This is a genomic window from Microcoleus sp. B13-B6 (genome assembly GCF_036705405.1).
Taxonomy (GTDB): domain Bacteria; phylum Cyanobacteriota; class Cyanobacteriia; order Cyanobacteriales; family Microcoleaceae; genus Microcoleus.
In genome coordinates, this window is the sequence record NZ_JAUBUJ010000081.1 from 18,298 (window position 1) to 41,353 (window position 23,056).

Annotated in this window: 18 protein-coding genes; 7 read left to right on the forward strand and 11 right to left on the reverse strand. The window is 46.8% G+C overall.

Annotated features, from left to right (window positions below; genetic code table 11):
* Positions 1 to 288: 288 nt before the first annotated feature.
* The 3 genes from QUB35_RS28070 to purL form a co-directional block, all read right to left on the reverse strand.
* A complete protein-coding gene (locus QUB35_RS28070; RefSeq protein WP_445252075.1) occupies positions 289 to 3,270 on the reverse strand; it encodes an SUMF1/EgtB/PvdO family nonheme iron enzyme in 2,982 nt (993 codons plus the stop codon).
* A 122-nt stretch (positions 3,271 to 3,392) separates the two neighbouring features.
* Entirely contained in the window at positions 3,393 to 4,184 is a 792-nt protein-coding gene (locus QUB35_RS28075; RefSeq protein WP_333144919.1) for a hypothetical protein, read from the reverse strand.
* A gap of 227 nt (positions 4,185 to 4,411) precedes the next feature.
* Positions 4,412 to 7,087: a phosphoribosylformylglycinamidine synthase subunit PurL gene (purL, locus tag QUB35_RS28080; protein ID WP_333144920.1), complete on the reverse strand. Its 2,676-nt coding sequence runs from the start codon at positions 7,085 to 7,087 to the stop codon at positions 4,412 to 4,414.
* 135 nt (positions 7,088 to 7,222) lie between these two features.
* On the opposite strand from purL, the gene QUB35_RS28085 reads away from it, so the two are divergent.
* The gene (locus QUB35_RS28085) at positions 7,223 to 7,828 is read left to right on the forward strand and encodes a pentapeptide repeat-containing protein (protein ID WP_333144921.1); all 606 of its coding nucleotides are present in this window, start codon (positions 7,223 to 7,225) and stop codon (positions 7,826 to 7,828) included.
* Between the two features lie 9 nt (positions 7,829 to 7,837).
* Here QUB35_RS28085 and QUB35_RS28090 read toward each other — a convergent pair whose 3' ends face one another.
* Positions 7,838 to 8,464 carry a Uma2 family endonuclease gene (locus QUB35_RS28090; RefSeq protein ID WP_333144922.1) on the reverse strand — a complete coding sequence of 209 codons (627 nt, stop codon included), beginning with the start codon at positions 8,462 to 8,464 and terminating at the stop codon, positions 7,838 to 7,840.
* A gap of 221 nt (positions 8,465 to 8,685) precedes the next feature.
* Between QUB35_RS28090 and QUB35_RS28095 the strand changes: the two genes are divergently transcribed.
* Positions 8,686 to 10,440 carry a DUF3352 domain-containing protein gene (locus QUB35_RS28095; RefSeq protein WP_333144923.1) on the forward strand — a complete coding sequence of 585 codons (1,755 nt, stop codon included), beginning with the start codon at positions 8,686 to 8,688 and terminating at the stop codon, positions 10,438 to 10,440.
* A 115-nt stretch (positions 10,441 to 10,555) separates the two neighbouring features.
* On the opposite strand, the gene mrdA is transcribed toward QUB35_RS28095, so the two are convergent.
* Positions 10,556 to 12,382, reverse strand: a complete 1,827-nt coding sequence (gene mrdA / locus QUB35_RS28100) for a penicillin-binding protein 2 (protein ID WP_333144924.1) — start codon at positions 12,380 to 12,382, stop codon at positions 10,556 to 10,558.
* Positions 12,383 to 12,646: 264 nt separating this feature from the next.
* Here mrdA and QUB35_RS28105 point away from each other — a divergent pair, with 264 nt between their 5' ends.
* The 3 genes from QUB35_RS28105 to cysE all read left to right on the forward strand — a co-directional run bounded on the left by QUB35_RS28105 (position 12,647) and on the right by cysE (position 14,471).
* Positions 12,647 to 12,793, forward strand: coding sequence for a hypothetical protein (locus QUB35_RS28105; protein WP_333144925.1), 147 nt, complete (start codon positions 12,647 to 12,649; stop codon positions 12,791 to 12,793).
* Positions 12,794 to 12,897: 104 nt separating this feature from the next.
* Positions 12,898 to 13,413: a hypothetical protein gene (locus QUB35_RS28110; RefSeq protein WP_333144926.1), complete on the forward strand. Its 516-nt coding sequence runs from the start codon at positions 12,898 to 12,900 to the stop codon at positions 13,411 to 13,413.
* A gap of 251 nt (positions 13,414 to 13,664) precedes the next feature.
* Positions 13,665 to 14,471 carry a serine O-acetyltransferase gene (cysE, locus tag QUB35_RS28115; protein ID WP_333144928.1) on the forward strand — a complete coding sequence of 269 codons (807 nt, stop codon included), beginning with the start codon at positions 13,665 to 13,667 and terminating at the stop codon, positions 14,469 to 14,471.
* Between the two features lie 162 nt (positions 14,472 to 14,633).
* Here the strand turns inward: cysE and QUB35_RS28120 are convergent, their stop codons facing one another.
* The gene (locus QUB35_RS28120) at positions 14,634 to 15,215 is read right to left on the reverse strand and encodes an Npun_F5749 family FMN-dependent PPOX-type flavoprotein (protein WP_333144929.1); all 582 of its coding nucleotides are present in this window, start codon (positions 15,213 to 15,215) and stop codon (positions 14,634 to 14,636) included.
* 125 nt (positions 15,216 to 15,340) lie between these two features.
* Here QUB35_RS28120 and QUB35_RS28125 point away from each other — a divergent pair, with 125 nt between their 5' ends.
* Together QUB35_RS28125 and QUB35_RS28130 are read left to right on the forward strand one after the other, a co-directional pair.
* Positions 15,341 to 16,459, forward strand: a complete 1,119-nt coding sequence (locus QUB35_RS28125; protein WP_333144930.1) for a tocopherol cyclase family protein — start codon at positions 15,341 to 15,343, stop codon at positions 16,457 to 16,459.
* 123 nt (positions 16,460 to 16,582) lie between these two features.
* A complete protein-coding gene (locus QUB35_RS28130; protein WP_445252074.1) occupies positions 16,583 to 17,098 on the forward strand; it encodes a plastocyanin/azurin family copper-binding protein in 516 nt (171 codons plus the stop codon).
* Positions 17,099 to 17,168: 70 nt separating this feature from the next.
* Here QUB35_RS28130 and clpS read toward each other — a convergent pair whose 3' ends face one another.
* The 5 genes from clpS to QUB35_RS28155 all read right to left on the reverse strand — a co-directional run.
* A complete protein-coding gene (gene clpS, locus QUB35_RS28135) occupies positions 17,169 to 17,462 on the reverse strand; it encodes an ATP-dependent Clp protease adapter ClpS (protein WP_006633998.1) in 294 nt (97 codons plus the stop codon).
* Positions 17,463 to 17,902: 440 nt separating this feature from the next.
* Complete coding sequence (gene adhE / locus QUB35_RS28140; RefSeq protein ID WP_333144931.1) at positions 17,903 to 20,536, reverse strand: bifunctional acetaldehyde-CoA/alcohol dehydrogenase; 2,634 nt, start codon at positions 20,534 to 20,536, stop codon at positions 17,903 to 17,905.
* A 136-nt stretch (positions 20,537 to 20,672) separates the two neighbouring features.
* Entirely contained in the window at positions 20,673 to 21,923 is a 1,251-nt protein-coding gene (locus tag QUB35_RS28145) for a transposase (RefSeq protein WP_333144932.1), read from the reverse strand.
* Between the two features lie 246 nt (positions 21,924 to 22,169).
* Positions 22,170 to 22,910, reverse strand: a complete 741-nt coding sequence (gene pflA / locus QUB35_RS28150) for a pyruvate formate-lyase-activating protein (RefSeq protein ID WP_333144933.1) — start codon at positions 22,908 to 22,910, stop codon at positions 22,170 to 22,172.
* The coding region (locus tag QUB35_RS28155) for a hypothetical protein (protein WP_333144934.1) at positions 22,862 to 23,056 on the reverse strand (195 nt) is incomplete at its 5' end. The genes QUB35_RS28155 and pflA, both read right to left, overlap by 49 nt.

Sequence of the window (23,056 nt, forward strand, 5' to 3'; positions counted from 1 at the left end):
CGGTTTCTTTAATCCTCGTGCGATAATCAGAAACCGGGTTTTTGCCAAAATATTTGGTTCAAACCTTAGATTTTGCGGAAAAACCCGGTTTCTTTAGTCCTTGTGCGTAACCTTGTTCTGATTCACCCCATCCCTCATTTTCCCCAAAAAAAATTTAAAGGGCGCTGACGCGCCCAAGAGGGTAAAGAATCAAGAGGGAAAAGAGCAAAAGGGCAAAAGAGAAAAGAAGAGTCCTCGCGGGAGACTACAGCACAGAACCAAAAACCGGAGACTACGCGGAAACCAGAGCTACGCGAAAACCGATGCCCGAGAGACGATTGCCCGCCGAATACCAGTTACGATAGGCACAACGGCAATTGACCGCATAGGGGTCCAGGAACCGCCACGCAGCACCCGGTTATTATCTGTTCCAGTTTCCCAAGAACTTCCGTCAGTCGGTGCGCCGTTATAATTATCGTGCCATTTATCGCTGCACCATTCCCAAACATTGCCGTGCATATCATATAAACCAAACGAATTCGGCGGAAAACTCCCCACATCCGTTGTTTGTTGACGATAAAGTCCCTTCGGCGCACCACCGTAGGGATGATTGCCATCATAATTAACTAAATCCGGCGTAATGGTGTCACCAAAATAGAAAGGCGTTGTAGTTCCCGCGCGACAAGCATATTCCCATTCCGCTTCCGCAGGTAAACGATAAGTCTTCCCTGTTTTTTCAGAAAGTTTCTGGCAGAATTCCACAGCCTGATCCCAGTTAACATTTTCCACAGGACGTTTCGCACCTTTGAAATTAGATGGGTTATTTCCCATCACCGTTTCCCACTGTGCTTGAGTAATCGGATATTTGCCCAGATAAAAAGGTTGCACAGTTACTTGATGCACTGGTTGTTCCGAACTACTTTCAGATGAACCCATCGGGAAGCTACCACCGGGGATATAAACCATTTCCAAATTTACCCCATTGCCCAAATCTGCAACTTTCTGATAAGATTTCCCCGGTTTGCGACTAACTTCTTGACCTCGATTGTTAACAGTAACAATCTCGAACTGAAATTCTTTCCCCTTAGATTCCTCTTCGGCCCGACGTTTTTGTTCTTCTGCTAATTTCCGCTGACGTTCTTGTTCAACGAGGCGTTGGCGTTTTTGTTCTTCTGCTAATTTCCGCTGACGTTCTTGTTCAGCCCGAAGCTGCTGTTTTTCTTCTTCTTCTCGCCGCAGCCGTTTTTTCTCATCCCAAACACCTTGAGCCACATCGCGGTTGTGTGCGACACCCGACAAATTTGGATTAAGATTTAAGGCTTGATTGTAATCAGCAATTGCCTGCTCGTATTCTCCCAACTTATAATAAGCATTACCTCGATTGTTCCAAGCATCAGGATTGTTGGAGTCCAGTCGTAAATATTGGGTGTAATCTTCAATCGCAGCTCGATACTGCTCTAATTTTGCATAGGCCAATCCCCGATTGAAATTAGCCTTAGCAAAATTAGCATTAAGTTGCAGAACTTGATTGAAATCGACAATCGCCGCTGCATAGTTTTCCTGTTTGCAGCGCGCCATAGCTCGGTTGTAGCAAGATTCAATCACGCTAAATTGGCGAGTTTTGCCCACAGCCACCAAACCGCTATTCAGTTTTCCCACATATTTCAAATCATCGATTGTCAAAACTGCATCGAAGGCATCTAAGATTTCCTTGTTTCCTTCCGGTACCGACAAACCGCGCAATTGCAGCCAAGCTTTCACCGACTCAAAAATTTGTGCAGCCGCCCAACGCTTATCGGGCAAATCGAGCAAACCTTCAGCTAAATCTAACTTCAGTTCGGGAATCCATGCTGATTCTGATTCGCCAATAATATTATACAACATTTCGTAGAAATTAATCGCTATTTCTACTAAGTGTGCCTGTTCCTCCGAGGGCATATCTCGCAACAAGTTAGGTAATAACTGAGGCAATAGAGGCCGCTGTCGCACTTCTGAGGAGACGTGGAGTAAAAAGTATTCATCGGCTAGCAATCCGGCAATCAAACAGTGACAAACACCGATAAATTGCTGAAATCTTTCATAATCTTTCTTGTGAATGCTGTAGGGACGCGGGATGTCTGTGGGATCTGTTCCGATTGCTTCGCACTTTTTTTCTCTTTCAATGATTTTGAGGTTGTGCAAGAAACTATTAACAGCTTCAGTACCATAAAGTTCATCAAATTCTTCACCGCTATTGCCCTCAGCAATGTAGGCTTGTCGCTGAGTTTGCCACTGCAATGCCCGCTCTTTAGCGAAGTCAAAAAGTACCTCGCGCCAAGGTAGCATGGGAATCGGGGATTTGTAGCGATAAGTTGCCCAATTTAAACCCCAATAACCAAAGTTGAGGTTAAAAATATCGCCTTCAGCAACGGATTCTAAAATTAATGTCGGCTCGGTTTTTAAGCCGTGAAACATGGTTTTTGTGGCTGCTTGACTGTGAAAGAATTTGCTTGTCCAAGCACCAGATAAAAATTCAACTGGCCTTTTTTGGGCGGAATATTTTTCAAAGAATTGTTGCAGGTAAATTCCCAGAAATTTTTCCATGTCTGGAAAGCCTTTGGCCGCATCGTTGCTATCGCCGGAACGGTCAAATTGCAGGCTGGGAGGGGAGAGAAAAACTCGCAGGGGAATCGGGTTTTGAGCGGGATTGGAGTTCACAATATCTTGGGCGACTAGCCAAATGGGGGAGTTGTTTTGTCTTTTCTGTTCTTGAATTACTTCGATGCTACTTTGTCGGTCATAAATTCGGAGTTCGCGGGCGAGTTGAGCGTCGAGGTTTTTGAGGTGCAGTTGCAGTTCTTTTTGCTGTTGGATGCACCATTTTTGGAGTTCGGCTCTAAATATTTCTAGTTGGATTTGGTGTTCGCGATTGAGTTTGCCTTCGTTGGCTTGAAATTCGCGGTTTATTTTTGCAAGTTGTTCTTGCATTTGACGGTTTAGCATTCCTTCTTGGGTTTGGGATTCGCGGTTGAGTCTTGCTAGTTCTGATTGTAAGGAGCGGTTGAGATTGCCTTCTTCGACTTGAAATTGCAGGTTTGCTTGTCGCTGAAATTCTTGTAATTTAAGTTCTTGGATTCGGAGTTCTTGCCTGCTTGCTTCGATTTCTTTGTTGGTTTGTATTGTTATGTCTGTGTTTCTGGCTTGGGTTTCGGAAATGCGGTCTGCGCTATAAACTGCGGGCATGAATGCGGCTTTGAAGAAGTCGCCCGTTTTGGCTAGCAATCCTTTTTTTCCGGGTAATGCTTTTGTCATTTTTGTATTTCTTTTGGTAGGTGAATTGGGAGTTATTCACGGGGCTGAGAAACCGGGTTTTTTCGAGATTTGGGGTTTGAGTCGTAGATTTTGCGAAAAACCCGGTTTCTGGAGATTAGGCACTAATAAGTCCCGCCACGAACGGCAAATAGCATATGGGCTGCACCTTCTAAATCGGTATCGGCCCGACCGACTTCTTTGCCGTTTTCTCGATAAATGTGCCCTGATTCTACTCGTCCTACGGATGTGTCATCGGCCCACCGACAAATGTGTCCGTTTTTACTAAGATATCCGATATGTTCGCTGGCTGAGTTGTAGAAATCTCGTCCGTGTACGTGACCGACTACTTGTGTGGTTCCGTCGAGTTTGTGTAGGTGCACGTCGCCACTGCGGTCTATGTGAATGAATGGGCCGTCTCCTGAATTAGAATAGGAGGAATTGACGACGTGGGGCGCTGCATTTGTGTGGTTGTCGTGATGATTTGTGGCCGATGCAAATCCGGTTTCGGAATTGTGTTGGTGAGTATCTTGGTGGTGAATATCGTGGCTGTGAGTCCAGTCGCTTTGGTAATGTTGCTGGTTGAAATTGTGGGAAGTATCGGCCCAATCGCTGTTAGTTGCTGACATTTCGGTTGCGAATCCGCTTTCGGGATTTTGCCACTGATTGTCTGTGTGGTGAATATCGTTGCTGTGAGTCCAGTCGCTTTGGGGATGTTGCTGGCTGAAATTGTGGGAAGTATCAGTCCAATCGCTGTGGGTGATGTCTGATATTCCTAGATGGTTTAGGTTTTGGATTTGGCTGCTGTCGTGTAAGTTGTTGTGGGAATGTTCGATGTTGTGTGGTTGATGGGCATCGAGGCTTAGGGATTGCATGAAATCGTCTAACGGGGAATTACTGTCAGAGGTGTGATTCATGGGTTTGGGGAATGCTGGGGATTTTCTCTATTTTGACAAATTTTTCTGAGAGTTTCCGGAAAGGGCGATTTGTAGAAATTTTTGTATTGTGCGTCGCTATGAGATTGTCGATTTGGTTTGCAGATTGCTGCGGGCGACGCACCCTACGGCTAATTTGTAGGGTGCGTCGCTGCGGGATTGTCGATTTGGTTGACAGATTGTCGATGCGACGGGCCCCCTAGGGCTGATTAGGCAGATGCAATCCGACGCTCGATCGCATTATAGAATCGATCGCCCATCTCACCCATCGCCACCTCAATTAACACTTGATTGTCAGCACTCACAACCCGCAAAGGTGATTCAGCACAGCAAACTAAACCAATTTTGTGCCACATTTTGGTCAAATGTTCTTGCAGGTAAGCTTCCCAAATTTCTTGATTTTTCGGTGCGACTGAAACTACAATGCAGTTGCCCATTTCACCAAACAAAATTTCATCCCAGCGGCCGACATTTTCCGAATTGAAACTGAGATGTATTTCCGCACCCATTTTAGCAGAAATACAAGATTCCGCCAGGGCGATCGCAATTCCACCTTCTGCACAATCATGGGCCGAACATACCCAACCTTGGCGAATTCCATCGCGACAAACCGATTGCACTTTTCTTTCCAACTCAAAATCTATCTTTGGCGGTTTCCCAGCTACAATCCCGTGAATTGCCGCTAAATATTCCGAACCTCCCAAAGTAGGAGAAGTTTCGATTTTTGAGCTTTCAGATAGCGAAGATTCACCCAAATCCATGCCTGTATCCGTGTCATCATCCGTGTCGTGCGCTTGGGAATTTTCAGATAGCGAAGATTCACCCAAATCCATCCGTGTATCCGTGTCATCATCCGTGTCGTGCCGCCCCATTCCCAGCACATAAATTAAATCACCTTTCTTTAGCCAAGCTTGACCAGCAAGCCTCGTCAAATCGGGAATTAACCCCACCATTCCGATTACCGGAGTCGGATAAATTGGTTGAGGATTCCCCTCAGCATCAACCGTTTCATTGTAAAGAGAAACATTGCCGCCAGTAACAGGCGTTCCCAACTCCCGACAAGCATCAGCAATCCCGCGACAAGCTGACGCTAACTGCCAATATCCGATCGGCTTTTCGGGACTGCCAAAATTCAAATTATCAGTAACTGCGAGAGGTTCCGCACCCACACAACTTAAATTTCTCGCTGCTTCCGCTACGACTGCTTTTGCACCTTCATAAGGATCGAGATAAACATAACGAGAATTGCAATCAACCGTTGCAGCAACTCCGGGAATAACCCCCTGCTGCGGCACTTCCTTCTTACTAAGGGGCGGAGAAAGTTTGGGAGTTTCCCTACCTTGTGCCTTTGTAAATAGAGGAATTACCTCTTCTTCCTGTTTGCTTTCAGAAACTTCAGAAACAGCATCTTCTCTCTTTAGCCCCCCCTTAGCAAGGGGGGGTTGGGGGGGTTCTGCCAGCCCGTTAGCAAGGGAAGAGTGGCAGGGTTCTAGCGGACGCAATCTGACAACCGCAGCATCAGCGCCTCCCGGTAAAACAACAGTATTGTTTTGCACTTGATGGTCGTATTGGCGATAAACCCAGCGTTTAGAAGCGATGGTGGGAGTATCTAAAAGCGTCAGCAAAATCTGATTCCAAGTTTGGAAAATGCCGTTAATTTCGATACCTTTAACTGTGGATTGTGGCAGGGAATCCGCCGTCCATTCCCATGCTTTTTTAGCATATTCGGGCGGCTCTGTCAACAATTCTCGGTGATAAATTGGTGTGTTATCTGCCAAAGCAGTTGCGGTAATTTCGGCAGCGATTTCGCCTTTAAAGAGAATTCGGACGATCGGCTCTTCAATCACTGTACCCGCTACAACCGCGTGCAATCCCCATCTGTGGAAAATATCGATTAATTCCTGTTCGCGTCCTTTTTGGGCAACAAACAACATCCGTTCTTGGGATTCCGAAAGCAGGTATTCGTAGGGAACCATACCGCTTTCTCGAACGGGAACTTTGTCTAAATCGAATTCAATGCCGACGCCGCCTTTGGCTGCCATTTCTGATGTGGAACAGGTGATTCCGGCGGCACCCATGTCTTGGGCGGCGACGACTGCACCGGTTTTGAATGCTTCTAAACAAGCTTCAATTAAGGATTTTTCTAAAAATGGATCTCCTACTTGGACTGCGGGGCGATCGTCCATTGATTTGTCGGTCAATTCGGCACTGGCAAAACTTGCTCCTCCCATGCCATCTCTGCCAGTAGTTGAACCGACGTAAAGCACCGGATTTCCGATGCCGGATGCCCCGGATTTGACGATTTCTTGAGTTTCCATTAAACCCAAGGCCATGACGTTAACTAATGGGTTGCCGGAATAAGCAGGATCGAAATAAACTTCGCCGCCAACTGTGGGTACTCCGATGCAATTTCCATAATGGGAAATTCCCGATACTACGCCTTTGAACAATCTCTGAGTTTTAGCATCGTCTAAGTTGCCGAAACGCAGGGAATTTAAAAGTGCGATCGGGCGAGCACCCATTGTAAAGATATCGCGGAGAATCCCGCCGACACCGGTTGCTGCACCTTGGAAAGGTTCGACTGCTGACGGGTGGTTGTGCGATTCAATTTTGAAGGCGAGTTGCAAGCCGTCTCCCAAGTCTACGACGCCGGCATTTTCTCCAGGCCCGACGAGAATTCGATCGCCCTCTGTGGGAAACTGTTTTAATAGTGGCCGCGAATTTTTGTAACAGCAGTGTTCGCTCCACATGACGCCGAACATTCCCAATTCAGCTTTATTAGGATGGCGGCCAAGACGCTGAACGATTTCTTCATATTCTTCAGGTGTGAGTCTTTCACCGGCAATTTGTTCGGGGGAAAATGGGGATTCGGAGATGGGAGACATGGAAACTCGTTATAAACCACAGGCTTTATTTTAAATGCCCTGTGGTTGCTTAATCTAAAATCTATAATCTAAAATCTATAATCCCACCCCTTTGGTTGGTTAATCTAAAATCTAAAATCTAAAATCTAAAATCGAATGACTCAACCTCGAAATCTCAATTTTGCTAACCAAAACTTGCGGAACCGTTCTTTTAAAGGGCTTGACTTGTCAGGGGCGAATTTCAGCGGTTGCGACATTCGAGGCTGCAATTTCACCGGGGCGATTTTGAGGGGGGCAAATTTTCAGGGTGTCAGAACCGGACAAAGCCGCAGGCGGGTGAGAAATTTGATTGCTAGGGCTGGGGTGACAGCGGTGACAGTGACGGCGGCTGGGGCTTTGACTGGACTGATAGCCGGGGCGGATGCGGGGGCTGTGGCTGTGGCTGGAACCGCTGCGACGGCGATTGCTGCGACTCGGTGCGAGGCTGGAATTGTGGCGGGGGCTGTGGCTGGGGCTGCTGCTGCGATCGGGGCTAGCGGTATTGTGACATTTTTGGGCGGAGATACTCTCAGGGGAATTGTCTTGTTTTTGGTTTCTGGGGTAATTCTTGGGTTAACTGCGATCGGCTTTTTTATTGCTGTTGAAGAAATAGAAAAGTTGTCGGTAACGTCGTTTAGAAAAGCTGATTTAACTGATGCTGTTTTCGATCCGGGGGCGGTTCTAGATGCAGATTTTTCCGATGCGCGAGGAGTGCGGTGGTAGACTACACAATTACTGATTTTTTACCCATTCCCGGAATTCTCGCACTGCTGCGGTTGCGCCTGTAGTTTGACAGCGATCGATAAATTCGTCAACTTTTGCAGTCGGTAGCATCGGGAAAGCCCGGGAAAAATTGCACTCCGCATATTCGCCATTTTGCAATTGATAAAACTTGATGCTTCGTCCGTCGTACCGCCAAATTTCTGGTACGCCTAAATCTGCATATAAATCGAATTGATTTAAGGAACTGCTGGTAATATCAATTTCCAGTGCTAAATCGGGCGGCGGATCTTGAGCAAAGTCTAATTCGGTTCTCCCTCTGACCAGTGCTTCATTCTGGATATAATAGCATGAATCTGGTTCTTTACCCGCTGCTTTTTTGCGTTTTTTTATAGTCATCGAGCCAAAGGGGTTGTACTCAAGATTGAGTTCTTCTATGAGAGTTACAATTAAGCGATCGATCAGCCTGTTGCGATTTTCATGTTCGGGTAGTGGCACCATAATTTCTAATTGACCTTGATGATAAGCAATTCTGGTGGAACGTTTGTTGCCCAGTTCCCCTAGGAGATTTTCATATAAGTGCCAACTGATATTGGGGAGTAAAATTCGCTGTTCGGGGGGCGTTGATATTGTTAGCATTTTACTTGGTTTTAGATATTGAGAATATTTTATTTTAGCCTTTTTTTTTTGCGAACCGCACAAAAAGTATCTGCCGATAGCCACGGTTATGCGCTACTCTATAGCGGTTCTCAAGCGTGGTGAGGTATGGGGGCAAGTCCTATGCCCTATGCCCTATGCCCTATGCCCTATGCCCTACGAGCACCTCATTTACTGAGAAAGGCTATAGTTAATAATAGACTGTGGTCATTAGTCCTTGTTGTATGAAGTTGCGATCGTTCTTTTCTTTCCTCATTGCTGGCGTCTTGGCACTCTTAGGCTTGAGTGCCGGTGGTTTTTACTGGCTGACAACTCACACTCCCCTGAATTTGCTCGCTGGCGGGCCGACAACTACTCCGGCTGCGGCTGTGTTTGTCTCGAAACAAGCACCTTTGTTAGCTTCAATGCTGGTAAATCCCGATCGCCTCGAAGCATTGCGACAAGTTTTTGCCACTCCCGAAGAAAGAAGTCGATCGCACGCAGAATTTGAGCAAATCAAAAAAAGTTTCCTCGCCAATACAGGTCTGGATTACAGTCGAGATATCCAACCTTGGATAGGTGACGAAATTACCCTCGCCGTCACAAACCCTGATTTCGATGGCGACAGCAGCAACGGCCAACAAGCCGGGTTTTTGCTGGCCGTTTCCTCCCAAAAGGTCGATCGCAGCCAAAAATTTCTCGACTCCTACTGGCGCCAACAATCTCGTGGCGATAAAACAGTGCAGTCGGAAATATATAAAGGCGTGAAAATTAATTATAAACAAGCATCAATAGCCAATAAAAAATCGGCTTCGCTTTCGCCTTTTAACCCGTTTTCTCTGCCGACTTCCAAGTTGCCATCCAGCTTCGCAACAGCAGCCATCGGCGGTAATTTAAATTATGGGAATAACCAAAGTTTTGTTTTATTTTCCAATAGCCCAATTGTGATTCGAGATGCAATTAATAACGTTGAATCAGCCAACCTAAATCTCGACAATACCCCGGAATATCAAAAAGCTTTGCAGCAGCTAACTCAAGGCAGAATCGCTTTAGCATTTGTCAATCTCCCGCAATCAGCAACCGAGCAAAATCCCCAAGTTTCTCTTAATTCCCTCGCAGTTGCTGTCGGAGTCAACCGACGGGGATTGCTGGCTCAAACTGCTTTAGTGACATCGCGAGAAAACACAGCTTCTCCCACACTCTCCGAACCTGTGCAAGCCTTGCAATACATTCCCTCAGCGAGTCCTTTCGCGGTCGCCAGCACCGACTTAAGGAATTTTTGGGCTGATTTGTCATCGGCGGTTTCCACTAACGCTGAAGTCTCAAATTTAGTCGATCGCACTCTGGCAGATATTCAACAACTTTGGGGCGTCAACCTGCCGCAGGATATATTTGGCTGGGTACAAGGAGAATACGCTTTAGCAGTGCTTCCGAATTCGTCAAATAGTGCCGATTGGATTTTTGCCGCCGAAAAATCTGCTGATTCCCAAAAGGATCTCGACAAACTCGATGAAATTGCCCGCAGCAAAGAATACAGCATCGGCAGCTTCACTCTCAGAAACCAGAAAATTACCGCTTGGACGCAGTTGACAACGAACCCCAATTATGGTAAAGAAAATAATAGAAAAAGTGCGATCGAAACCGAGGCAAAAGGAGTCCGAGCTACCGTCGGCAAATACGAAATTTTCACCACTTCAGTAGAAGCAATGGACGCAGCACTAGAAGCAGCAAAAACAGGCTCTTTAGTTGCCAATCAAGATTTTCAAACCAGCATTGAACCGCTACCGCCATCTAACGACGGCTATTTTTATTTAGACTGGCCCTCCAGCAGGGCAATTTGGGAAAAACAAATCCCGCTGTTGAGGTTAATTGAACTTTCGGCAAGACCATTGTTCGACCACTTGCGATCGCTCACTGTCACCAGTACGGGAGAAATAACAGGAATTCGCAAAGCTACTATATTTATGCGGCTCAATTAGTTAGGAAGAAGGAAGAAGGAAGAAGGAAGAAGGAAGAAGGAAGAAGGAAGAAGGAAGAAGGAAGAAGGAAGAAACTATGCCCAATTCCCAATGCCCAATGCCCAATTCCCCATAACTAAGGACTAATAACTACTGGCTGCTTCACCTTTTTCTGTGGCCCAAAATAAGCTTGAAATACCTCTTTGGCGATCGGGGCTGCTGCAACTGAACCATAACCGCCATTTTCCACAACCACGGCGATCGCAATTTCCGGCTTCTGGGCAGGCCCGAAGGCCACATACAAAGAGTGATCCTCCTGTCCGATGACCTCCGAAGTCCCTGTTTTGCCCGCTGTCAGCGGAATCGAACCGTCATTCAATCCCTGTCCAGTACCCTCGGCAACTACCGCGATCAGTCCTTCCTTAATCACCTGAACTGTTGAAGGTTTCATCCCCGTATGTACCCGTTGAGTCTCCGCTGTGCCGGTCATAGAAGTCAAAAGATGAGGCTTCACGCGATAGCCCCCATTCGCGATCGAACTCACCATCACCGCCCCCTCCAAAGGAGTCATCAACACCAACCCCTGCCCGATCGACATCGTTACCGTATCACCCGCATACCAAGGTTCTTTATAAAGTTTCTCCTTCTCCTCCGGCGTCGGGATTTGACCGTAATCGCCACCGCCTAGCCCCAAAAGATTCAAATCCGTATCCTTGCCAATTCCCAGGCGGTGTCCCCACTTAGAAATTGGCTCCGGCCCGGTACTAATCCCCACTTGATAAAAAAATGTATTGCTGCTGAAAGCCAAAGCATCCCGAAAGCCGATGTCGCCGAAACCGCCACTGTGTTCGTTAAAATCAATTCCCCCCACAGTAATGTAAGACGAAGTACCCAGAATTGAGTCCGGCGAAAATTTGCCCGACTCCAGGCCCGCGACGGAAGTCACAATTTTAAAGGTACTGCCGGGGGGATAGCCTTGCGTGGCCCGATTCAAAAATGGATTTTCCTCTTGTTGAAGAGTTTTCCACTCATCCTTAGTGATTTTTCGCGTAAACAGATTGGGGTCAAAAGTCGGGTGGCTGGCCATAACTAATACCGCCCCGGTTTTGACATCCAACGCCACTACGGCTCCCCGGCGGTTCCCCAGGGCTTTTTCGGCTGCTTTTTGCATGGACAAGTCTATGGTTAGCTGCACCGCCTCACCGGGTTTGGGCGGTGTCTCTCCCATCAGCCGCAATTCTTGATTTTGGGAATTTACCTCGATCAGCCGATCGCCCCAAACTCCGGCAATCTTCTGGTTAGAGCTCGCTTCTATGCCCATTTGACCGACAATCATCCCCATCGGATATTCGGGATGAGCTTCCAAGTCTGCTGCGGTAGCTTCGCCGATATATCCGATAACGTGAGCCGCCAAACTGCCTTCGGGATAGTAGCGGTTCGCTTCTGGCCGCACTTCCACTCCCCGCATTTGTCCCACCTCTTCTGCTAGTGGCACAAACACCTCTGGCGGCATTGCTTGCTTGAGCCGCACCGGTCTATAGGATTGAGGATCGACCTCTTTTATTTTTTTTAAAATTTCTTCGACCGGGATTTTAACCAGCGGACTCAACTTTTCTGCGGTCGCTTTCCACTGTTCCGGCGTTTGTTCTTTCGGCCACAAATATACCGATCGAGCTAAATTGTTTGCCGCTAGCAACTTGCCTTTGCGATCGATAATGTGTCCGCGATTCGCAGGCATGGGCACTAGGCGAACCCGATTGTTTTCGGCTCGTTCCCGGTGTTGCTTCCCTTGTATCAGTTGCAATTCCACCAGCCGACTAGCGTGCAGGCCCAGCAAACCTGTTGCCACCAGCATGAACACGAGCGCCCGGTGTATCGGACGATCCTGTTTTTTAGGAGTTTCCCCCAGGGTTTTGTCAGAAGAGTGAAATGCTGAGATTGAATAAACTTGTCGTTGCATCATTCTATAGGTAGATGTCAAATCCTAGATTTTAGGTTTCTGATTGTCAATTGTGAAGTATACATCATCAAACCGGGCCCAATCGGGCCTTGACCATTGGGGGAAGCCGAATAATTGATCGTTAACTTTTGACTAATCACTAATAACTCATGACTGCTGACTAATCCCCCAAGCACCAAGAAATAGCCAGCAAAATCAAGGCCAGGCTCAGCCAATTAGGGAGGTGAAGCCAGCCAGATAGACCTATAGGTAACAATACCAAGGCCTGTGTCAATAGGGAACCGATCGCCAACAGCAACGCTAGCAGTATCAAATTTATCATCGTGGCACCGTACAATTTCGGACATGAGTCGATCGCCTGTGGCAGAAATCCGAGTGGCACAAGCGAGCGCGATCGTACAGGGATTGTCCTGATAGACATAAGGAAGAGAAGCGAGGAGGTTTTGAACTAATTTAAAAAAAATTATTCTTCCTCCCAAGTTTGGATTCTAGGGGCTGCGATGGGTAAATTCTGAGTTGTGATTTTAAGTTCTGACGCCTGGAGTATTGCCATGTTGTTTAATCAGGGAGCCAATTTCAAAAACGGTGCGCTCTTGGGTGCGATCGCGGCGATCGCCGCCCTACCAGTTTTAGCAGAAACAGCCAATTTCGGCACTTTAACTTTATCGCGAGGTTTTGCAGCCCCAACAGCAGTTTTGAGAGGTTCCACAGGCGGATCGTACTCTCTATCTGCCATAGCCAACGCCGATCGCCACAAAAACAAATGTTTGGGTTTTGCCACCCCAACTCCCGACCACATCATAGTCTTGCAGCAAAAATTTTCAAAACTCACACTCCAAGTCAACAGCGGAGGCAAGGACACAACCTTACTCGTACAAGGCCCCGGTAATGCGGTGCGCTGCGGAGACGATATAGGTCAGAATAAAGATGCTGCCATACTTGATTCTGAGTGGCAAGCAGGGTCTTACAGGATTTGGGTAGGTACTCTCGAACCCGGAGTCAAGTCTAACTATACAATCTCAGTACAGGAATAGTCAGTAGTCAGTAGTCAGTAGTCAGTAGTCAGTAGTCAGTAGTCAGTAGTCAGTAGTCAGTAGTTAGTAGGAAGAATTAGCAATTGCCCATGCCCCATGCCCAATTCCCAATGCCCCATGCCCCAATTTCCCCAATCTCCCACTCTCTTAATCTCCCACTACCCAATCTCCCGATCGACCGCTCACTTCCGCCATCCAGTAAAATGTAAAATCGAAAGTGGCGTGTTTAACCAAAATAGGTAACTCCGAAAGTGCTAAAGACTCTTATAGCTGACTTCAGTATAATTTTCGATCGCGACCCTGCCGCTCGCAACTGGCTGGAAGTTTTGTTTTGCTACCCCGGTCTTCAGGCCCTAGTGCTGCACCGTTTCGCACACTGGCTTTATGTGTTGGGGCTTCCCTTCATCCCCCGCTTGATTTCCCACCTGGCTCGTTTTTTGACCGGAATTGAAATCCACCCAGGGGCAACCATCGGCAAAAGCGTATTCATCGACCACGGTATGGGGGTTGTGATCGGCGAAACAGCGATTATCGGCGATTTTGCCCTAATTTACCAAGGTGTCACCCTTGGCGGTACTGGCAAGGAAAGTGGCAAACGTCACCCTACCGTCGGCGAAAACGTAGTTTTCGGTGCCGGCGCCAAGGTACTCGGCAATCTGCAAATTGGCAATAACGTCCGCATCGGCGCCGGTTCCGTCGTGCTCCGCGACGTACCATCTGACTGCACAGTGGTAGGGATTCCCGGCCGCATCGTCTATCGATCGGGAGTGCGCGTCAATCCCCTAGAACACGGCAGTTTGCCGGATTCCGAAGCTGTGGTAATTCGCTCTTTGCTCGATCGTATCGAATCCCTCGAACAGCAAGTAAAAAGTTTGCTTCCTCAAGCATCTGTCTCCTTAACTTCTGATCCCAATTCCCACAATTTCCACTCAGTATCAGAAGCTTTAAACCAAGCCAGCAATGTAGCCTTAGCCGAAAAAACACAGCTAGTTACAACCCCTAGCTGCAAGTTAAAAGATAAAGCAATTCAAGAATTTTTCGACGGCAGCGGCATCTAAAATTTGAATAGGGCATTGGCCAAACAGAGCATTGGCCAAACAGGGCATTGGCCAAACAGGGCATTGGGCATTGGTGAATGTTAACTGTTAAGTGATGACTAATAACTAATGACTACTGACTAATGACTACTGACTAATGACTACTGACTAATGACTTCTTTTTCAAGGATTAACCGATCGCACAGACCAATTTCCCTCCCCGTCGCGCCGATAAAGCGATCGATTTTGCGGTTCCCCCCGCAACTCCAACAAATCCACCGTTTCCGGTTCCAACAACAGCAAGCAAAAATTAGGTAGCGGCTCGATCGCATTTGGGGAAGCAGAATCAAAAGCACTAGCCTCGGCTTTGTCATCCCCCGGATGCGGCCAAGCAAACTGTGCTCTAGCCGCCTCAGACAGCTCCTGCCAAGTTGTGCACCGCGATGAACACAACTGGGCCTCTGGATAATCTGCCCCTACCAAAACTAGCTTTCCAGCAATCCGAAATTGTTCGCGAGTTTTCGGGAAATACCAGCAAATTTCCCCCCAAGGATAGAGATTAATCTCCTCTGCCTTTTGACTGCGAATATCTGTAATAAACTTTAACTGATTAGTATCTGCTAAAAAGCCTCGAAACACCACAGTGCGGTTGGCCGGACGCCCGGTAGCCCGAACCGTTGCTAGTTGCAAGTAGCGGGCAAAAGCAAGACTCCGGTTGCGGTGGAGCGCGCGAGCTAGGGGCGATCGCCAAAGTGCTAAAGACATAAAGGAAGGAAGAAGGAAGAAGGAAGAAGGAAGAAGGAAGAAGGAAGAAGGAAGAAGGAAGAAGGAAGAAGGAAGAAGGAAGAAACAGTTATCCGTGAATTCCCTGTCATGCTATTGGTAATTCTATGTCAAATTCACTCTCAAAACTCAAAACTATTGAAACTCCCCACAGTGGCTACCACTGGGACGGCAGTTCCCGCCGCTTTTTTGAAGGCTGGTACTACCGAATAACATTACCGATTCACGGACAATCCTTTGCATTCATGTATTCCATCGAAGACCCCAGAGGCGGTCAACCTTACAGTGGCGGTGCAGCTCAAATTCTCGGCCCGAAAGATAGCTATTTGTGCCGCACCTTGCCCGATGTAAATAAGTTTTGGGCGCACCGAGAAGGCTTGGCTTTCGGACATTGGGGCCGAACAGATTTACAAATTAAACCCCAATATTTAGATCCGCAAGTATTCGACAGCCGCGTCGAAGAAGGCTATCAAGCTACTGCTACTTTGAATCAAGGTTATTTGCACGATCCGGGAAGCGGCAGCCACTGTTTTTGGCAGTACGAAATTAAACCTATTTATGGCTGGGGAAACTCTGAGGAAATCCAGAAATCTACGGCGGGAATGGTATCTTTTCTACCCATATTTGAACCGGGATGGCAAATTTTAATGGCTCACGGTTTAGCCACGGGCTGGATCGATTGGAATGACGAACGCTACGAATTTAAAGATGCTCCTGCTTACAGCGAAAAAAACTGGGGCGGTGCTTTTCCGCAAAAGTGGTTTTGGGTTAATTGCAATTGTTTTCAAGGCGAAAAGGATTTAGCTTTAACTGCTGGCGGCGGCAAGCGGGGCGTGCTGTGGTGGATGGAATCGGTAGCAATGATTTGTCTGCATTACCGAGGCAAATTTTACGAATTTGTGCCTTGGAATTCACAAGTTAGTTGGACTATTGAACCTTGGGGAAGCTGGAAAATGCAGGCGAGAAACAGTCAGTTTGAAGTTGAGTTAATTGGCACTACAAACAGTCCTGGTACTTATCTGCGAGCTCCTACAGAAAAAGGTCTGGCTTTTTGCTGCCGGGATACGACGCACGGCGAATTGCGCTTGCAACTGCGAGAGTTGTTGGGGGGAAATGTGGAAAAAAATGGCAAGCAGCGTTCTAGAATTATCTTAGAGGCTCAAAGTTCTTTATCGGGTTTGGAAGTTGGGGGCGGGCCTTGGGATGAAGTTTGGCGATCGAATTAAGTCATTAGTCAGTAGTCATTAGTCATTAGTCAGTAGTCAGTAGTCAGTTGTCAGTTGTCAGTTGTCATTAGTCAGTAGTCAGTTGTCAGTTGTCAGTTGTCAGTTGTCAGTTAATAGTTAACAGTGGTCAGAACAGCCACGATCAATTTACTCGGTTTGCAATTAGGTAAATTCTACCGCAGCCAGGGGTTACAAAAAACTTTCAAGGTTATTTTGGGACTAATTTTATGTTTGAGCACAATCTTGATGCCGGCGGCAATTGCTAGGGCTGCCGGTGATTTGTCTCGCCAACCTGTCACCGAAATTACTGTTAGTTTGGGTAACGAAGCTGGGGAACTCAAATTCTTTCCCAATTTGCTAGAATTTGAATCGGGCAAGCGCTATAAATTAGTTCTAAAAAATCCCAGTTCGCAGAAACATTATTTTACTGCTAAAAGCTTTGCTGATGCGAGTTGGACTCAAAAAGTTGAAGCTGGGAAAGTGGAAATTAAAGGAGCGATTCACGAATTGGAACTTAAACCGGGCGCTATGGCAGAATGGGTGTTTGTGCCGATGAAATCGGGAACCTACAACCTGCGCTGTACGGTAGCCGGACATACAGAGGCGGGGATGATTGGCAAAATTACGATCGCCTCTTAAATCCCAATCTCCGTTCAATTTCAGATGAATTACCGAAAATCGATCGAACTTTCGGCCCTCTAGACACTTTTTAAGTAGACTCTAGCGGAGCCATTGTCAGTCCAGCACGGCTCAATTGCATATGATAAAGTTCTGCTTGCTCTTGTGGGCCAACCCAGACGGTGGCCTGGCCTTCGTGGTGGATTTGGTTGGCGAGTTTCCAAGCTTGATCGCTTGTCATCCCTGGAATGTATTTGGTCAAACATTCCACAACGTGCTGGAATGTGTTGAAATCGTCGTTGAGGACTATTACCCGATAGTTGGGATAAGGTTTGCGGGTAACTTGACTCGATCGAACGGGTGCTATGGTTGGTGAAGAGGTCATCGCGCGAACAGCCACTGAAACTACAGAAGTCGTAAAATAGTTACCTGTAACATCATAACACAATTTCACACTTTTTCATCAACCTCTACTTGGTATTTTGATCCGCTTCGGGGTTTATTTTCAGCGCCGGGCCCGGCGTTAGATTTCTCCAGAAAGTCTTGTGGGGAGTAGGGGTTAGGTCATTAGTGTCAACAATCGCCTAAAACCCTTGATAAATATCGCTTTTATCTGAGTCTAGATCCCCCTAAATCCCCCTAAAAAAGGGGGACGAAAGATCGGACTCTTGTTCCCCCCTTTTTAAGGGGGGCTAGGGGGGATCTGGCCCTAATCGTCAAACAACATTCTGTGACTGGGTTTGACGTTAAGTTGACACCCATCGGGTTAAGCATCCTGCCCCCCATTGACAGGCTTTTGAGGAGAAATCTCTTGCACCGCGCCGATTAAACTACAGTTAACACTCGATCGACCTCAGAAGTGTCGCCGCTGTGAGAGTAGGCTTGCACCAGAAGTTGCTTTAAATCTTCAATCAGCGGATAGCGGGGGTTCGCTCCGGTACACTGATCGTCAAAAGCACGATCGGCCATTTCCTCAACGCGAGCAAAAAAGAAATCATCGCTCATTCCCTGACTGGCGATCGCCTCCTGAATCGTGCTAGGAAGCTCTACCTCACGCTTGAGAGCTTCCACCGCTTCGATCAACTTCTCAACTTTCTCATCTTCTGTATCGCCGCCCAAATTCAGATAGTCCGCAATTCGAGCATAACGCCACTTGCTGTTAGGATACTTGTTTTGAGAAAAAATCGCTTGCTTGAACGGAACATCCGTTGCATTGTAGCGAATTACGTGAGAAATCATCAGCGCATTCGCTAAACCGTGAGGGACGTGGCAAGTTGCACCTAATTGGTGAGCCACTGAGTGACAAACCCCCAGAAAAGAGTTGGCAAATGCCATCCCGGCCATCGTAGCAGCATAATGTACTTTCTCCCGCGCTTTCGGATCGTTAGCACCATTTTTGTAAGCGCTGGGCAGGTATTTAAACAGCAAACGAATCGATTCTAAAGCCAAACCATTTGTATACTCAGAAGCCAACACAGAAACATAAGCTTCTAAAGCGTGGGTTAGCGCATCAATGCCACCGTAAGCAGTCAGTTTTCGGGGCATATTCAGCGTAAGTTCTGGATCGACGATCGCCATATTCGGAGTCAGAGCATAATCTGCAAGCGGATACTTAATCCCCGATCGTTCATCCGTAACAACCGCAAAAGGCGTGACTTCCGAACCCGTTCCCGAAGTAGTTGGAATTGCCACCATAGTTGCCTTTGAACCCAAAGGCGGCAGTTCGTATACCCGCTTGCGGATATCCATAAACCGCATCGCCAATCCTTCAAACTCAATTTCTGGATGCTCATACATCAGCCACATTACTTTAGCAGCATCCATCGGCGAGCCACCACCAAAGGCAATAATCGCATCTGGATGGAAACTATTGCAGATTTCTAAACCTTTGCGAACAGTAGCAAGCGAAGGATCGGGTTCCACATCGTAAAATGTGTAGTGATCGATGCCGATTTCTTCCAAACTATCTGTGACTTCCTTAGTCAATCCCAATTCAAACAAAGGTTTATCCGTCACGATCAAAGCACGTTTCTTACCTGCAAGATCCCTCAAAGCTACAGGAAGACAACCCGACTTAAAATAAATCTTGGGAGGAATGCGGAACCAGAGCATATTCTCGCGCCGTTCTGCTACGGTTTTGATATTCAGCAGGTGATGGGGTGTCACGTTGACAGAAATCGAATTATCGCCCCAGCTACCACAACCGAGGGTAAGGGAGGGATCGAGGCGGAAATTGTACAAATCGCCGATCGCACCTTGAGAAGAAGGCGTATTAATCAGCACCCGCGAAGTCTCTAGTTTGCTTTCAAAATAACGAATGTGCTTCTGATTGTGCGGAGCCGTGTAGAGTACAGAAGTATGTCCGTGTCCGCCAAAAATTATCAGCGCTTCAGCTTTGTCTACTGCTTCAGTAAAGTCCTTGGCGCGATACATGGCGAGAATCGGCGAAAGTTTTTCACAAGCAAAGGGTTCTTCTTTACCTACCCCCTCAACTTCTCCAATCAAAACCCTGATGTTTGACGGCACTGTAAAACCAGCAATCTGCGCCACTTTTTGCACCGATTGTCCGACAATTTCGGCATTCAAGCGACCATCAATTAAGATTACCTGCCGCACTTTTTCCCGTTCTTCAGCATTGAGGAAATAAGCACCGCGCTTGATGAATTCCAGTTGCACTGCATCGTACACCTCATCCACAACAACCACCGATTGTTCCGAAGCACAAATCGTGCCGTTGTCGAAAGTTTTGCTCAGCAAAATTGAGCTGACAGCCATTTGGATGTGGGCGGTTTCATCGATGATGGCGGGAGTATTTCCCGCGCCGACACCGAGGGACGGATGCCCTGAAGAGTAGGCAGCTTTTACCATTCCCGGCCCGCCAGTTGCCAAAATTAGTTTGATATCGCGGTGCTGCATCAAAGCTTGGGAAAGCGGCACAGTGGGCTCATCAATCCACCCAATAATATCCGGTGGTGCTCCTGCGGCTACTGCAGCATCGAGGATGATTTTTGCCGCCGCAGCCGTGCAGGATTTGGCGCGGGGATGGGGCGAAAATATAATGCCATTTCTCGTCTTGAGCACGATTAAAGACTTAAAGATGGTGGTGGAAGTCGGGTTAGTTACAGGAACGATTCCCGCCAGCACTCCCACGGGTTCGGCAATGCGTTCGTAGCCAAAATGCCGATCGGACTCGATGATACCGCAAGTCTTGTCGTTTTTGTATTTGTTGTAAATCATTTCCGAGGCAAAATGATTTTTGATTGCCTTATCTTCGATGACTCCCATTCCCGATTCTTTGACTGCTGCCTTGGCTAAGGGAATGCGGGCGGCATTAGCGGCTAAAGCTGCTTGCTTGAATATGCGATCGACTTGTTCTTGAGTGTAGGTGGCAAATTCAGCTTGGGCTGCTTTCACTTTTTGAATTAGGACTTCTAATTCTTCTAAATTGGTAACTTTCATGTTGTTTTTACTGATGTTTATTTCGGGAAAATTATTGCCTCAATCTTTGATTGGTAGGGAACCTGCTGATGAACGCAGATCATTTCAAGATTGTGGGTGACTTTTGACACTCCCCAGCCTGAAGGCATGGGGATTCTTAAGACCATAATTTAAGTCTTAAAGGCGCTGACAACTCGCCTCTACTGATTCCGCTTAGATCAAGTCCAAGCATCACCGCTACTTTTCTACCAATGTTGCCACAAGCATTGCAATCTGCATTAATTAGCCAGCCTTGCGCCGTTCGGTACAAACCACGTTTAATCCGCGTGCCAATTGGAAGCCACCCTTCGGGTTTTTCGCCGAAAGTAGGTAGCAAATCACGATCAACAAAAGAAGCTTTTGACGAATAAGATTCTTCCGTTTCAACGAACCTCAAGCCATACTGCTCACAGAGTTGAGCAATTCTATCTTTCAGTCTGCCCGTAGGGATTTGCACAAACTTTTGATTAGTTTTGCTTCCCATGTTGGCAGAATTTTTTTGTCCCTTATTCCAACCGAATACAACCGTTCCTATCCGATTTTTCAAGCAGTGCTTAATTACCTTCCTTGCTGCCTTGTTAACGGCATCTCGCATCTGACGATTCCGTCTTTCGGTCAAGCTGGCAAGCCTTTTAGACCAATAGCCATTAACTTTTCCCTTCATGAGAAATGCAACTCGTCTGTTGTATCCCTGGTTAAGCGACTTTAAAAGCTTGCCATCGACGATAAAACTTGTACCGACATTGCTCACGCAAGTTAACCAGTTATCTACGCCGTGGTCGATCATTAAGCACTTAGCAGGGTCTATATCTGCCTGGACATTGGTCGTTGTGTAGACAAACTCTAGGTAGAAACAGCCGTTCCGGGGAAGTATGCGATATTCCCGAATCGCTTTGAAATCAAGATTAGAAGGCATCGGAAGGAAAAACGCATCTAGACCGAACCACGCTTTAACCTTGCTACCCAAAGGGAATCTCAACATTCCGTCGTTGAGTTTTACCGACCTACCTGTAAATGTCACAAGTGCCATTCCGCCTTGACGATATTTCGGTAGCTTCGGACGTTCCGTAATTACGCCATTTTTAAAAGCCTTTAGTAATCCCATAAATGACTTAAAAGACTCTGCTACGCCCGTCAGAATTTGTTGAGCAGTATCAGAGTAGAACGCTTGATAGTGTCGGTTTCGGTTTTCCGTCCCCAAAACTTTGTGCAACTGAGCACGGTTTGGGATTTTACCAGTTTTAAAGTATAGCTGGCGGGCATAGTAAGTCCCACAATTAGAAAGTTTTGCAGATTCAGAACACAGGTATTCAATAATAGCTTGAATATCTGAATCAACTCGAATTAAATTTTGTTGACAGCCCAACATGAGTCATCCTCTTTGTTGTCATATAATCATACAGCAAAAACTCGAAAAACTTCCTGAATAAACGTTTATTTTTTCGGATTCAGGAATCTGAATTTGCAATTATTGAAGAACATTGCAAAGCTGTAGCTAGAACTAAAACTGATGTACTTAGAGAGAATTAATCAGGAGCCTCAAGGTTAAGGGAAAGCCGTCCTAAAAGGACGGGGCTTCAGACCCAATTTTTTGGTGAACGCGGTCTTTTAATTATTATATACCGCTAGCTCCGATCGCATTTAGCCCGCGACTGCGAAAAATATCAACAGTTTGTTGCACGAGTTCCGGTGAAGCGGGAGGTGTATCCTTGAGTTCGTAATCAAATTTTAATTGTTCCCATTTGTATTCTCCCATTTTATGAAATGGTAATACTTCTACTTTTTCCACATTGTTCAGATTGGCAATAAACTCCGCTAGTTTTTCTACGTTTTCGATGTGATCGGTGAGGTGAGGAACGAGAACAAATCGAATCCACGTCGGTTTGCCAATTTCGCTGAGATATTTTGCCATTGCTAAAGTAGGCTCGATCGAAACGTTGGTGACTTTGTAATACAGTTCGGGAATGTAGGATTTAATGTCCAATAAAACCAAATCTGCCATTTCTAGCACCGGTTTAGCAACTTCTAAAACACAGAAGCCTGATGTGTCCAGGGCTGTATGCAAGCCCATTTGATGACAGCGGGTAAAGATTTCTCTGACAAAATCCGGCTGCATCAACGGTTCGCCGCCGCTGACTGTAACGCCTCCTTTCCGCAGGTAAGATTTACATTTTGTAATTTGTTCGATTAAATAATCGACTGTTACTTCTTTACCATCGTGGGAATTGCGACAGTCGGGATTGTGACAGTAAAGACAGCGTAACGGACAGCCTTGGGTGAAGACGATAAACCGGATTCCGGGGCCGTCTACAGTACCAAATGTTTCGATTGAATGAATGCGACCAATTCCAGACATTTAATTTGCTGTTTGTTGGTAAGGATTTTGAGAGTAGGGATGATATCATTTCCGGTAACACCGGAATGATGTTGACTGTTGACTGTTGACTGTTGACTGTTGACTGTTGACTGTTGACTGTTGACTGTTGACTGTTGACTGTTGAC

Bases quoted from the DNA above. Each gene is read 5' to 3' on its own strand.
- QUB35_RS28070 (WP_445252075.1), bottom strand. From the start codon at position 3,270: ATGACAAAAGCATTACCCGGAAAAAAAGGATTGCTAGCCAAAACGGGC.
- QUB35_RS28075 (WP_333144919.1), bottom strand. From the start codon at position 4,184: ATGAATCACACCTCTGACAGTAATTCCCCGTTAGACGATTTCATGCAA.
- purL (WP_333144920.1), bottom strand. From the start codon at position 7,087: ATGTCTCCCATCTCCGAATCCCCATTTTCCCCCGAACAAATTGCCGGT.
- QUB35_RS28085 (WP_333144921.1), top strand. From the start codon at position 7,223: ATGACTCAACCTCGAAATCTCAATTTTGCTAACCAAAACTTGCGGAAC.
- QUB35_RS28090 (WP_333144922.1), bottom strand. From the start codon at position 8,464: ATGCTAACAATATCAACGCCCCCCGAACAGCGAATTTTACTCCCCAAT.
- mrdA (WP_333144924.1), bottom strand. From the start codon at position 12,382: ATGATGCAACGACAAGTTTATTCAATCTCAGCATTTCACTCTTCTGAC.
- QUB35_RS28120 (WP_333144929.1), bottom strand. From the start codon at position 15,215: ATGTCTTTAGCACTTTGGCGATCGCCCCTAGCTCGCGCGCTCCACCGC.
- QUB35_RS28125 (WP_333144930.1), top strand. From the start codon at position 15,341: ATGTCAAATTCACTCTCAAAACTCAAAACTATTGAAACTCCCCACAGT.
- clpS (WP_006633998.1), bottom strand. From the start codon at position 17,462: ATGACCTCTTCACCAACCATAGCACCCGTTCGATCGAGTCAAGTTACC.
- adhE (WP_333144931.1), bottom strand. From the start codon at position 20,536: ATGAAAGTTACCAATTTAGAAGAATTAGAAGTCCTAATTCAAAAAGTG.
- QUB35_RS28145 (WP_333144932.1), bottom strand. From the start codon at position 21,923: ATGTTGGGCTGTCAACAAAATTTAATTCGAGTTGATTCAGATATTCAA.
- pflA (WP_333144933.1), bottom strand. From the start codon at position 22,910: ATGTCTGGAATTGGTCGCATTCATTCAATCGAAACATTTGGTACTGTA.